This is a genomic window from Achromobacter aloeverae, from assembly GCF_004121055.1.
GTDB classification, from domain to species: Bacteria; Pseudomonadota; Gammaproteobacteria; order Burkholderiales; family Burkholderiaceae_B; genus Bordetella_C; species Bordetella_C aloeverae.
Genome location: NZ_PYAL01000001.1, coordinates 1,533,897 through 1,546,778, shown reverse-complemented (window position 1 = coordinate 1,546,778; position 12,882 = coordinate 1,533,897). Strand labels below are relative to the sequence as shown.

Annotated in this window: 10 protein-coding genes; 4 read left to right on the top strand and 6 right to left on the bottom strand. The window is 63.8% G+C overall.

The window, feature by feature from the left end:
- Positions 1-13: 13 nt before the first annotated feature.
- Both C7R54_RS06735 and C7R54_RS06730 read right to left on the bottom strand, forming a co-directional pair.
- Positions 14-1,111 (bottom strand): MBL fold metallo-hydrolase, encoded by a 1,098-nt coding sequence (locus tag C7R54_RS06735; protein WP_129149339.1) that lies wholly within the window; start codon positions 1,109-1,111, stop codon positions 14-16.
- 210 nt (positions 1,112-1,321) lie between these two features.
- Positions 1,322-2,974 carry a N,N-dimethylformamidase beta subunit family domain-containing protein gene (locus C7R54_RS06730; RefSeq protein WP_129149338.1) on the bottom strand — a complete coding sequence of 551 codons (1,653 nt, stop codon included), beginning with the start codon at positions 2,972-2,974 and terminating at the stop codon, positions 1,322-1,324.
- 43 nt (positions 2,975-3,017) lie between these two features.
- Here C7R54_RS06730 and C7R54_RS06725 point away from each other — a divergent pair, with 43 nt between their 5' ends.
- Positions 3,018-3,800: an IclR family transcriptional regulator gene (locus C7R54_RS06725; protein ID WP_129149337.1), complete on the top strand. Its 783-nt coding sequence runs from the start codon at positions 3,018-3,020 to the stop codon at positions 3,798-3,800.
- Here the strand turns inward: C7R54_RS06725 and C7R54_RS06720 are convergent.
- Together C7R54_RS06720 and C7R54_RS06715 are read right to left on the bottom strand one after the other, a co-directional pair.
- Positions 3,750-5,108, bottom strand: coding sequence for an MFS transporter (locus C7R54_RS06720; protein ID WP_129149336.1), 1,359 nt, complete (start codon positions 5,106-5,108; stop codon positions 3,750-3,752). The genes C7R54_RS06725 and C7R54_RS06720 overlap by 51 nt on opposite strands.
- Positions 5,109-5,293: 185 nt before the next feature.
- Positions 5,294-6,541 (bottom strand): MFS transporter, encoded by a 1,248-nt coding sequence (locus C7R54_RS06715; RefSeq protein ID WP_129149335.1) that lies wholly within the window; start codon positions 6,539-6,541, stop codon positions 5,294-5,296.
- 101 nt (positions 6,542-6,642) lie between these two features.
- Here C7R54_RS06715 and C7R54_RS06710 point away from each other — a divergent pair, with 101 nt between their 5' ends.
- Complete coding sequence (locus C7R54_RS06710) at positions 6,643-7,593, top strand: AraC family transcriptional regulator (RefSeq protein ID WP_129149334.1); 951 nt, start codon at positions 6,643-6,645, stop codon at positions 7,591-7,593.
- A gap of 33 nt (positions 7,594-7,626) precedes the next feature.
- Here C7R54_RS06710 and C7R54_RS06705 read toward each other — a convergent pair whose 3' ends face one another.
- Positions 7,627-8,412 carry an AraC family transcriptional regulator gene (locus C7R54_RS06705; RefSeq protein WP_129149333.1) on the bottom strand — a complete coding sequence of 262 codons (786 nt, stop codon included), beginning with the start codon at positions 8,410-8,412 and terminating at the stop codon, positions 7,627-7,629.
- A 156-nt stretch (positions 8,413-8,568) separates the two neighbouring features.
- On the opposite strand from C7R54_RS06705, the gene C7R54_RS06700 reads away from it, so the two are divergent.
- Positions 8,569-10,746, top strand: coding sequence for a TonB-dependent siderophore receptor (locus C7R54_RS06700; RefSeq protein ID WP_129149332.1), 2,178 nt, complete (start codon positions 8,569-8,571; stop codon positions 10,744-10,746).
- 60 nt (positions 10,747-10,806) lie between these two features.
- Here the strand turns inward: C7R54_RS06700 and C7R54_RS06695 are convergent, their stop codons facing one another.
- Positions 10,807-11,793: a Bug family tripartite tricarboxylate transporter substrate binding protein gene (locus tag C7R54_RS06695; protein ID WP_158021162.1), complete on the bottom strand. Its 987-nt coding sequence runs from the start codon at positions 11,791-11,793 to the stop codon at positions 10,807-10,809.
- 153 nt (positions 11,794-11,946) lie between these two features.
- Between C7R54_RS06695 and C7R54_RS06690 the strand changes: the two genes are divergently transcribed.
- Entirely contained in the window at positions 11,947-12,879 is a 933-nt protein-coding gene (locus C7R54_RS06690) for a LysR family transcriptional regulator (RefSeq protein ID WP_377813552.1), read from the top strand.
- The last annotated feature ends 3 nt before the right edge of the window (positions 12,880-12,882 follow it).

Here is a 12,882-nt window from a genome sequence, read left to right as displayed (position 1 = left end):
CAGGCCGGTCTGCCTAGGACACGTCCCGCCACCAGGGCGTGCCCGCCTGGGGCGCGGCCAGGTCCAGGCGCTCGCCCATGCGTGGCGTCGACAGTACGACGCCGCGCGGGCGCGCGATGGTGGTCACGCGCTCGAACGGATCCTGCCAGCGGTGCATGGCCAGGTCGAAGGTGCCATTGTGGATAGGCACCAGGCAGCGCCCGCGCAGGTCGATATGGGCCTGCACGGTTTCCTCGGGCTGCATGTGGACATAAGGCCACTGCTTGTCGTAAGCCCCGGTTTCCACGAAGGTGACATCGAAGGGGCCGAGCTTGTCGCCGATTTCGCGGAAGCCGCCGAAGTAGCCGCTATCGCCGCTGAAGAAGACCCGCACCTCACCGTCGTCGATCACCCAGGATGACCACAGCGTGCGATTCCGGTCCAGCAGGCCGCGGCCGGAAAAGTGCTGCGCCGGCGTCGCGGTGAAGGTGACGCCGTCCAGCGTGATGCCGCCCCACCAGTCGAACTGCCGGACCTGGTGAGCGGGGACGCCCCATTCGATCAGGCGGTCGCCCACGCCCAGCGTGGTCAGGAAAACGCCGGTCTTGGCCGCCAACGCGACAACGGTGTCGCGGTCGAGGTGATCGTAATGGTCGTGGGAAAGAATGACGGCGCGCAGCGCGGGCAGGTCGTCGAGCGCGATCGGCGGCGCATGAAAGCGGCGCGGGCCCATGGACGCGAAGGGCGACGCGCGCTCGCCGAACACCGGGTCGGTCAACCAGAGTTGGCCGTGCAGCTTGAACAGCAGCGTGGAATGCCCCAGGCGGTACAGGCTGCGGTCCGGCGCGGCGGCAAGGTCGCCGGCGGTCAGCGCGTCGACCGGGATGGCGCCGGCCGGCACCGTGTCCTTGGGCTTGTGCAGCAGCATGTTCCAGGCGATGCGCAGCATCTTGCCCAGGCCTTCGGCGGGCGCCGGCGCCACATTGCGAAAGCGCTCGCCGTCATGCTGGGCCGACCCCTGGACCAGCCGCGACCGCGCGATGGCGTCCAGGCCAAGCCAGCGCCGGACGGCGGCGGGCAACGGGGAGCGGCGTTCTTTCCAGCGCGCGCTCAATCTGCAGGTGGTCGACATGCGGGGTGTTCCTGAAGGCGTGTGAACTAAGAGATTAAAGAGACCAAGGGGGACGGCCTTGCGCGGCACAACCGGGGCAAGGCCTGCCAGCCAGATGCTGCCGTGTTTCAGGATTTCAAGTAAGCCGCCTGGCGGGAAAACACTGTTCGGCCATGGCGAACAGACGCGGATGTCCCAACGCGGCGCGTCTGCCCGGAGGCTGGGCGATGATTACCGGTCCAGGCCGAGAAACCTTACAAGAACATTGTTGGTGATGGTCTCGGCAGCCTCCTCGCCCAGGCTAAGGCCATATATCCATTCACAGGTCCCTGCCGTGAAAACCTGGCCCGCCCCTTTCTTGAAGTGCACGATCATGCCGCTGCCCCGGCTGTGACGCTGGACGCTCTCCGCCGTTGCGTCCGGCGCCAGGAGGGACGCCCGAAAAAGCGTGTCGCGATCACCCAGCATGAACGAGTATGCATCTTCAGGGCGGCCGGCTTCGGATAGCGTCGCCCAACCCATAGCCAGGATCTCCACCCCTTGAGGCGCGCCATCCGTACCCAGTGGCTCGGGGCGCCCATCGACAAAGGTGTAGTCCAAGCCGTCCACTTCATAGCCGAAGATATTGACCGAGTCGCCAAACATGTCTGCATAGCCCAGGCCCGAGCCCGAGAAGGCCCAGTGTTCCGGCCTGAAGACGGTGAAACCGCGCGGACCGCGCCGGGCCATCCCGCCAAATCCGGCGTAAATGCCCCGCAGGCCGTTTACGCCGAACGTCGAAGCGCCGGGATGGTTTACCAGCGGGTCTTCCCATGCGCTGGTCATCAACGCAGGTTGCGTGGCCGCGAGGGGATCGCGGGTTCGAGCGTCGTATTTGTAGGCTACCTGTCTTGTGCCTCCGGCCTCCAACCGTATTTGCCACATGAAGTTCCCTGCGAATCTGGCAACGTTGCCGCCGCCCTCGACAAAAGCATCCACGTGATCCCGCATTTCGCGCGACCAGTACTCGTCATGGCCGACGAATACCGCGCAGCGGTAACCGTCGAGCGCCCCATGGTCGTGATGCAGATCGTCCTGGGTGATCAGATCCACCACATAACCGTGTTTTTCAGCCCACATAAGGAACAGGCGTTCGTAAGAGGCCCACCCGGCTAATGCGTAGTACTTGCTGAATCCATGGGCCGCTGCCCATTCGATGAATTCGTAGCGGACAGGCCCGGCCTTGTCGGGACGCTTTGTATTGACCGAGCGAGGAGCATCCGGAGGCAGCCAGGCTTGGCCTCGGGCCCACGGACGCTGGGCGGACAGGATGGGAGCACGTCCACGAGGCGTATCGGGATGCATGCCGAAATAATGGTTGGCGCCGCCCCAGTCGTTGTATGCGGCCCAGGTACACGTGGCAGCCACAAGTACTAGCGCGTGCTCGCGCTTGCGTAGCGCGCGAACGATGAATACATGGTGCCCGAGAGGGACGTCGTTGGCATCGACCACCTCGACCAGGTAGGCGCCGGACGGCGTGTCGGCGGGGATGGTCCATTGCGAGAAAACAGGCCAGTCGCATCCACGTTCATAAGCGCGATCAGGCACGGCGTGAAAACTCGCCGGGTGTATGCCAGTTTGATGCACGAGGATTCGTTTCGCGCCCTCCCGGTAGATCTTCAGGCCGACGCGATCGCGGTTTGAAGAAACATGCAGGCGGACGACGTCATTTGGCAGGTAGGAACGGTGGTCGGAATAGCACCAGGCCGCGGCAACGCCCTCTTGCGAGGGGACTTCGACCCAGGTTTCGCGAGCGCCTTGCCGAGGGCCCGATAACGGTCGAACTGCGAATCCGGCATCCACTGAAGACCGGTCAGGATGTTGGGAGATAATATGATGTGTCATCAGACGACATTAATGCTATGGCTTTTGTTCCAAGGGGGTGGTGATGGGCGAGACGGGTGGCTCTCTATCCAAAGTCCGTGCCGTTGAACGCGCGATGGCGCTTCTGCGCGCCTTCGGTCCGACGACCGCGCGTCTCTCTCTCGCAGAGTTGACTCGACTGAGCGGCCTGGACAAAGGTACGACAAGACGTTTGCTTCAGACGCTGGCCTCCGGCGACTTCATCGAGTTTGACGATACGACGAAAACCTACTCGCTTGGAGCGGGCATCCTACTGCTCATGCCCGCGGTCCAATATGGAAACGACCTTCGTGATGTCGCGGCGCCCGCGTTGACCCGTCTTGCCGAGCGCAGCGGCGCGACGTCATTCCTGTGGACATACTTCGACGGTTCCGCGCTATGCCTGGATAGAGTTAAAAGTCCGGATCTGCATATCGATACGCGCTGGTCGGGTATAGGCACCCGGGTTTCCTTGAACCATAGCGGCGGACCCCGGGTGCTGTTGGCTTATTTATCGGCGGAAGAGCGTGCGAAAGTCCTGCAGGGCCCCCTGGAGCGGCCGACGACAAGTACGGTGGTCGATCCCGTCGCGCTGGAACGCGCCGCGACCCAGATCCGCGAGCGTGGATGGGAGTTTGCCGTTGACACGTACACGCTGGGAATGTCTGCCTTGGGGGTGCCGGTCCTGGATCGAAATGGGCAGCTTGTCGCCAGCATAAGCGTTGCAACCTTGACTCCTCAATTCGTGATCAAGAACGGTGTGCCCGAAATGCTGGGCTTACTCCAGACGGCGGCGGCCGAAGTCAGTGCTCGGCTGCGTACCGGGTGAGGGAGCCAGCGCGGTCGACGCATTTTCGACGGCGCCACCCTGGATCTCACTGAGATCGACACCGGCGGTCTCGCGGATCAGAAGTCCCGCGACGATGGTGACCACGCCCAGGGCCATCACGTAGTAGGTATAGACGTGCTCCAGCCCGATTCCGGCAAGATAGGCGTTCAGATAAGGCGCCGTTCCGCCGAAGATGGCAACGGACACCGACGAAACAAATCCGACGCCTTGCGCACGCGCCTGCGTGGGCACTTGCTCCGACAGCACCGCGGGAAAGATCGAGGCGATAAGAGACCACGCCGCAAGCCCGATGACCTGCGCCCAGAAGAGGGTACGCGGCTCCGTGGTCACCATGGTAGCGATGGGTTGGGTGAGTACGACAACCAGGACGCCCCAGGCGACGATAATGGGTTTACGACCCAGCCTGTCGGAGATGATTCCGCAGATGGGCAGCCACAGCACGCACAAAAGCATTGCGAGCAGGCTCGCACGGTACGCCCCGGCCGCGTCCATGCCCTTGGCAATCGCGGTTGCCGGCGCAAACGTCACCCAGGCGTAGTAGGTGACATTGGCGCAGCAGTTGAGCATGACAAGATTGCGGGCGATGCGAAACACTTCCCGGCGGGACAATTTTCGATTCGCCGAAGTCTGGTTGCGCTGTTCGGCGAAGACATGCGATTCCTCGATGTTGCGACGCATGAAGAGCACATAAATGCCGAGCACGCCGCCGACCGCGAAGCCGATACGCCATCCGTAATCGCTCATTGCGGCGGGCTCAAGTATCGCTGTCAGCGCCGCAGCCACCAGCGTGGCGGCGATCACGCCGCCCATCACGCCGAGATAGATGGAGCTCGACCACAGGCCACGATGCTTGCTTGGGGCGATCTCCGCGACATAGGTGTAGGAAACACCCGTCTCGCCGCCATGCGCGATGCCTTGTAGTAGCCGAAAGATCATGAGCGTCAGGGACGCCGCCAGGCCTATCGACTCATAAGTTGGAATCAGTGCGATTCCAAGGCTGCTCACGGCAAGGAGGGACATCGTGATGAGCATCATGCGTTGACGCCCAAGCCGGTCGGCCAGTTTTCCGAATATCAGGCCCCCTAGCGGGCGTGCAATGAAACCCACCGCGAATACGGCCAGCGTCGACAGCATCGCGGAACGCGCATCGGCCTTGTCGAAAAGGTTGCGCGCCAGGTATGCGGAGAAGGTGGCATAAAGCGTCCAGTCGAACCATTCGAGTGCGTTGCCGACGCCAACTGCGCGCAAGGACTTCAGGCGTCCTTTTTCTGACTTTGGGCTGCTCATTTTTTCCCTTGCTATCGGTATCGAGTTCCACCGCTCGGTATTTCCGAACCAGACCGCATTTGAAATGGATTCGCGTGCAGTGTCAACAGATAATATATCGTGTCATCAGATGACACTGTAGCTATTTGGTCCTTTGGTCCTTGTCCTTTGGCCCTTTCGCCTGCGTCATTTGCCCGAGCTAGCCGTCAAGGATGAACCGCGGGCTGCGTGGCCGCGCCCCGCGGCGGCGGCCGCACATTGACGCGCGTGGAGATGAACAGGCCGGCCAGCAGCATGAGGCAGCCCCCCGCGATGAAGACGCCGGTAATGCTGCTCAGGCTGAACATCGCTCCGCCCGCCGCGGCGCCGGTTGCGATTGATGACTGCACGGACGCCACGACCATCCCGCCCGCGCTTTCGGCTTGATCCGGCACCGCCCGCGCTACCCAGTTCGACCATGCGACCGGCACGCCGCCGAATGCGAGACCCCAGGCCGCGACCAGCGTTGCCTGTCCGATCAGGGACGCGGGAAAAATGGCCATTGCCAGGGCCACGACGCCGACGATGACGGGCATCAGCGCCAAGGTGAAATGCAGGCTGCGCTGCATGAGCCAGCCGGCCAGCATGGTCCCGAAGAAATTTGCGATGCCGAAGCCGAGCAAGATGAGCGCGAGGCCGTCCGTCCCGATACCCGTCGCGTTTTCCAGGAATGGCCGGATATAGGTGAAGAGGGCAAAATGCCCCGTATGCGCCAGCACGCAGCCGAGCATCCCGAGGGGGATGCCGGGGCGCCGGAGAACTTCCAGGATCGTTCCCAGGCGGGCGGGCTGGCGGGGCGCCATACGCGGCAAGGTGAACCATTGGAATGCCAGTGTCATCATGCCCACGACCCCGGCGGCGACAAAGGCGCTGCGCCATCCGAATCGACCGCCCAGATAGCTGCCCAACGGTACGGCCACCACCGTCCCCACGGCGATGCCGCTGAAGATGATGGCTAGCGCGCGTGGCAGCAGCGCAGCCGGTACCAGGCGCATGGCGACAGCCGCGGCCATGCTCCAGAAACCGCCCAATGCGATCCCCAGCAGTACGCGCATCAGCAACAATACCCACATGCTGGACGACGCCGCGACCAATAGATTGGACACGATCATCAAGATTGAAAAGCCCAGCAGCACGATGCGGCGATCGAGGCTGCGCGTAAGACCCGGTACGAACAAGCCTGCGAATAGTGCGACCACCGCGGTGGCCGTAACAGCCTGTCCCGCCATGGCTTCCGAGACGCGCAAGGTCGCGGCCATGGGCGTCAGAAGGCTTGCCGGCAGATACTCCGCGGTCAACAGGCCGAACACGCCCATCGCCAAGGAAAACACGGCCGTCCAGGCAGCCGAAGCCGGGTCGATGTCGTCCGTGCCGATCGAAGCGCCCGGCTGGGATTTGTCCACATAACTACGCATTTCACTCATCCGAAAACAGTCAGTGGGTGCGAGTCTAGGTGTGGGGAGCAGGATGATCTATGATGAGTCGTATTGAATTTTTGATAGAAAATCCCATCGCGATGACTACGGCCTATGCGCTTGCGCCGCACCTGATCAGCGAATTGCTTACCGGCATGCGGCTACGCGGCGTGCGCTACAAGCGCGTGCAGACCGGTCCAAGTTTTGGGCTGAGTTTTGCAGCCAAGGCGGGCCATGGATATTTTCATTACCTGGCTGTGGGATCGGCCCTGCTGCGCACCGACGATGGGACCTTGCATGAAGTGAGCGCCGGCAATGCCGTGTTCCTGCCTCATGGACAGGCGCATCAATGGTTATCGACCGAGGATGCCCACGCGCAGGATATCGAGGCGCTTGAAACGACCCTGATCGGCAATTCCGTGACCGAGGTGGATACGTGCCCCAGCACCAGCACCGTGCCGAGCGCGATCTTCTTCTACGGTTGCATGGAATTCGACCTTGGCGGCATGCGGGCGCTTGGCCAGTTGATGCCTAACGTCATGTGCGTGAATGCCGACAGCGACCGCTATCCGGGCCTGATTCCTATCCTCTCGTCGATGAAAGGAGAAATCTGCTCCAGGCGCGTGGGCTACGCGGACATCCTGGCCCGACTGGCCGAAGTGGTCGCCACGATGATCGTCCGGGGCTGGATCGAGTGCGGCTGCGACAATGCCTCCGGCATGGCCGGCGCGCTGCGAGACCCGCGACTGGCCCGCGCCATCCTGGCCTTGCACCGCCAGCCGGCTCGCGATTGGAAATTGGCTGAACTGGCGGACGAGTGCCATATCTCGCGTTCGGTTTTCGCCAAGCGATTCCATGCCACGGTGGGGACCCCGCCTTTGCGCTACGCGACCGAATTGAAGATGCGGCTCGCCAGGCAATGGCTGACCTACGACAGGCTGTCGATAGACTCGGTTGCCGAACGCCTGGGCTACAGCTCGCAGGCTGCATTCAGTCGCGCGTTCAAGCGCGTCACCGGTCTTCCCCCTGGCTCAAGCCGAAGTGCCGATTGATCCGCTTGTAAACACCGTCGGTGGGAGGCGTCTTCACAGGCCGCGCATGTACCGCTGCGGCGGCGAGCCCAGCGCCTTGCGGAACATGGCGGTGAAGGCATTGGGATTGGCATAGCCCAGGTCGCGCGCGACGGTGGAGACCGGCGTGCCCAGCGAGAGCTGGCACACGGCTTCGGATAGACGCAACTGCCGCCGCCATTGTCCGAAGGTCAAGCCGGTCTCGGCCTGGAACAGGCGTGCCACGGTGCGCGCGCTGGCGCCGACCTGGCTGCTCAATTGCTCCAGCGTGCTGTCGCTGGCGGGTGATTGCATCAGCATTTCGCAAACGCGCAGCAGGCGCTTGTCGCGGGGCAGGGGCAGCCTGCCATGGTCCAGCCTAGGCGCGTTCCCCAGGCAGCGCAGCGCCAGCGGCGCGATCAGCGCCGCATTGCTGTCGGGGGCATACTCCAGCGGCTCGGCGGTCATCGCCAGCATCAGTTCGCGCAGCAGGGGCTGCACCTCGATCAGCCGGCACTCCTGCCACAGCCAGGGCGCGGCGTCCGGTTCTATCCGCAGGGTCTGCAGGTGCACGGCGCCTATCATGTGCAGTTCATGGTCCACGCCCGAGGCGATCCACAAGCCCTGGACGGGCGTCACCGTCCACGCGCCCACCGGCGTCAGCACCCGCACCACGCCCACGCTGGGATAGACCAGCTGGCCTTGTTCATGGCTATGCCAGATCTCGCGCTGGCCGCCGCGATAGCGCTTGCCCCAGCCCATGACGGGCCAGGGTTGCCGTTGATATCCCGCGGCGTAGCGTTGTCGCCAGATATTGTCCATTTTGCGGTGGCCTGTCCTGAAAAGTACGTGATCATGCCAATTGTTGTCCGGTTCGCGTCGACATTTGACCACTAGCCCTGCCGCTTTTCAATTCAAATAATAAGAATTCTTATTTTTGTTTATGAGTTGGTTCCCATGCTCCGAGGAGAGCGCTTCATGTTTTCGATTCTGGCGGCGCGCCCGGCCTTGCGCGCGTCCACGTGGACCTTGGCGGTCCTGGCAGGCTGGACGGTCGGCGCGCAAGCGCAGCAGGCTGCCCAGCAGACCGGAACCCAGGAGATCAATACCCAATTTCCGACGATCGACGTCAGCGGACAGCGCGTCGAGGAAACCGCCGACGGGCCGGTGTCCGGCTATGTCGCCACGCGCTCCCGGGCCGGCAGCAAGACGGACACGGCCCTGATCGACAATCCGCAGTCGGTGACGGTCATTACGCGCGCCCAGATGGACGCCCAGAATGTCCAGACGCTGGACCAGGCCGTGCGCTACGTGCCGTCCACCTCCAGCCAGGACAACGACCTGCGCTTCGACCAGCTAAGCATCCGCGGCTTCGCCGCGGATTCCTACCTGGACGGCATGAAGCTGAACCGCACGACCTGGTTCGCCAATCCCCGCATCGACCCGTACTTCCTCGAACGCATCGACGTGCTGCGCGGTCCCGCGTCGGTGCTCTATGGCCAGGCCAGCCCGGGCGGGGTGGTGGACATGGTGACCAAGCGACCGACCGAGGATCCGCTGCATTCCATCACGGTAGGCATAGGCAACGACCAGCGCCGCCAGCTGGGTTTCGACTTCGGTGGTCCGCTGGACCAGGACGGCAAGTGGCTTTACCGCGTCACCGGCCTGGCGCGCGATTCCAACACGCAGACCGACCATATTGGCGAGGAGCGCCTGGCCATCGCGCCGGCCTTGACGTGGCGTCCCGACGCGGACACCAGCCTGACGCTGTTGACGAGCTTCCAGCGCGATCCGCAGGGCGGCCTGTTCAATCCCTTGCCCGCCTACGGCACCGTGCGCTGGAATCCCAATGGCCGGATTTCTCCGCATGATTATCTCGGCGATCCGGACCGCGATCACTTTTCCCGCAATCAATACTCCGCGGGCTATCTCTTCGAGCATCGCTTCAATGAACACCTGAAGGTGCGGCAGAACCTGCGCTACCTGCATGACGACATCGATTACTACCAGACGTCGGTGTCCAGCCTGCTCAATCCGGACTACCGGACGGCCTACATGTGGGCCAACGTGAACAAGGAGCACATGGGCCAGTTCACGCTGGACAACCAGGTGCAGGCGGATTTCTCGACCGGGCCGGTGCGCCACACGGTGCTGGCCGGGCTGGATTACCAATACCTGCGCAGCAACATCCATCGCGGCGGGGCGTATTTCGCCAACTATCCCATCGATATCTACAACCCGGATTTCAGCGTCCTGCCGACGGTGCCGGTCACGCTGGACCAGACCACCCGGCTGACGCAGCTGGGCACCTACCTGCAGGAGCAGGCGCGCCTGGACCGCTGGCTGCTGACACTGGGCGGGCGCTTCGACTGGGCCCATACGGACGATCGCCAGGACAACGCCATTACGGGCCTGCCGTCGTCGCGCACGGACCAGCGCGACCACGCCTTCACCTGGCGCGCCGGCCTGAACTACAAGTTTGATAATGGCGTCGCGCCGTACGCCAGCTATTCGACGTCCTTCCAGCCGCAGACCGGCACGGACTACGCGGGCAATGCCTTCAAGCCGACCGAGGGCAAGCAGTACGAGGTGGGCATCAAGTACCAGCCCAATGACGTGCGCAGCTATGTCACCCTGGCGTTGTTCGACCTGCGCCAGAGCAATGTGCTGACCGCCGATCCCGCGCACACGAACTACAGCGTACAGTCGGGCGAAGTCCGATCGCGCGGGGTGGAAGTGGAAGGCCATGCGGAACTGACGCGCAACTTCAGCCTGCTGGCGTCGTATTCCTACCTGCACCAGACGGTGCTGAAGTCCAATAACGGCGACCAGGGCAATCATCCCGTCTCGCAGCCGGTGCAGATGGCGTCGGTGTGGGGCGACTACACGATACACGGCGGCCCGCTGGACAAGCTGGGCTTCGGGGCCGGCGTGCGTTATGTGGGCAAGAGCTATGGCAGCGCGGACAATACGCTGGTCGTGCCGTCGCATACGCTGGTCGACGCCGCGGTGCACTACGACATCGATCGCTGGCGGCTGGCGCTGAATGCGTCCAACCTGTTCAACAAGACCTACGTGTCGTATTGCTCCAGCTATTTGTTCTGCTACTACGGCGCCCAACGCACGGTGATGGCGACGGCCACCTATACCTGGTGATCGCGCCCCCGGGGCGCCGGGGAGGGGCGGGCCCGGCCCTCGGTCTCTCCCGCCCCACGGCTACTGCGGCTCGAAGCCGGAGATCTCCACCACGCGCTTCCACTTGGCGTAGTCGGTGCGCATCTGCGCCGACAGCTGGGCCGGCCCCGTGCCGGCGACCTGGATGCCCTGCTGCAGCAGGAAGGTCTTCATGTCCTGGCCCTGCAGTACCTGGTCGATGCGGTCGGCGATGCGCTGCTGCAAGGCCGGCGATATGCCGGCGGGACCGTAGATGGCGAACCAGATGATGGCTTCGAAGTCCCTGATGCCCAGCTCCTCGACCGTCGGCACGTCCGGCATGAGCGGCGAGCGCGTGCGCGAGGTCACCGCCAATGCCCGCATGCGGCCATTCTTGACGGGTTCGAGCGAGGTCATGATGACGTCCAGCATCATGTCGACATGGCCGCCCAGCGCGTCGACCAGCGCCGGCCCGCTGCCCTTGTAGGGGATGTGGTTGAGCTTGATGCCCGCCTCGGCGGCGAAGTACTCGGCGCCCAGGTGACTGGACGTGCCCGGGCCGCCGGACGCATAGGTGATGCGGCCGGGCTTGCTTTTCGCCAGCGCGATGAATTCCTGCAAGGTCTTGGCGGGAACTTGCGGATTGACCACGATCAGGTCCGGGATGGTGCCTATCATCGTGATCGGCGTGAAGTCCTTGAAGATGTCGTAGGGCAGCGACTTGAACACGCTGGGATGCATGGCGTGGGTGGAGATCGTGCCTATCATCAGGGTATAGCCGTCCGGCTTCTGCCGCGTGATCCAGGACGACCCCACCAGGCCGCCGCCGCCGACGCGGTTTTCCACGATCATCGGCTGTCCCGTCTCCTTGCCCAGCTCATCGGCGACGCGCCGCATGACCAGGTCGGTGGAGCCGCCGACGGCGAACGGCACGATGAAATGCACCGGCTTGTCCGGCCATTGCGCGGGCGTTTCCTGCGGTGCGGCCTGCGCGGTACAGAGTGCCGCATAGAACGCCAGCGCCATTGCCAGCTTTCCCCTTGTGCTCATATTGAGATCCTTCTCGTCGAGTCGTAGTAAAAAGACAGTCCGGATGCGGATCCGTTCGAGCGGATGCCTGCTCCCCGGACATGGTACGAACATCAGCTGGCGTGCCCCACATAGTGCGACTTATAGACCTATAAACCAGACACGATGCAGTCCGTGGATCTACACCTGTTGCCGCATTTCGATGCGCTGATTTCCCTGCGCAGCGTCTCCAAGGCCGCTGCCCAGCTAGGGATTACCCAGCCCGCCATGAGTTCGGCCCTCAGCCGCCTGCGCCACCTGTTTGGCGATCCGCTCCTGATCCGCCACGGCAACTCGCTGCTGCCCACCGAGCGCGCCATGCACCTGCACCGCGAGTTCCGGCCCTTCCTGGAGGCCTGGCGCAGCGAAACCCTCGCCGGTTCGGACTTCGACCCGGCCGCCGCCCACAAGCGCTACAGCCTCTACGCCAGCGACTACATCCAGTTCGTCGCCCTGCCGGGACTGGTCGCCCGGCTGCGCGCCGTCGCTCCCAACATCCGCCTGCGTGTCCTGCCGCCCACGCCGCATGGCGGGCTGGACATGCTGACCCAGAACCACATCGAGCTGTATATCGGGCATTACCCGGACCCGCCCGACAGCCTGCGTGCGTGTTTCCTGTTCGAGGAGAGCGCCTGTTGCCTGGTGCGGGCTGGCCATCCCCTGCTGGCGCGCCCCTGGAACATGGATACCTTCCTCGACCATGAGCATATCGACGCCGTCGGCCATTCCGGCTACTTCAACATCCAGCTGGACGCGGCGCTGTCCGAACAGGGCCGCCGCCGGCGCGTCGCCATGGTGTTGTCCAGCTACCTGGCCGTGCCTTTCGTGGTGCGCGACACGGACCTCGTCGCCACCTTGCCCGCCAGCATGGCCAGCGCCCTGGCCCCGTCGAGCGGGACGGTGGTCCTGCCGGCGCCCTTGCCGTTGCCGCGCCTGCGGATCTCCCTGTTCTGGCATGAACGGCACCAGGCCGATGCGCCTCATGCCTGGCTGCGCCGCTTCATCCTGCAGGAGGCGGACGCGCTGGCGGGCCGGCATGGCGTTGCGCGCGCACCAGGCAAGGACTGAGGC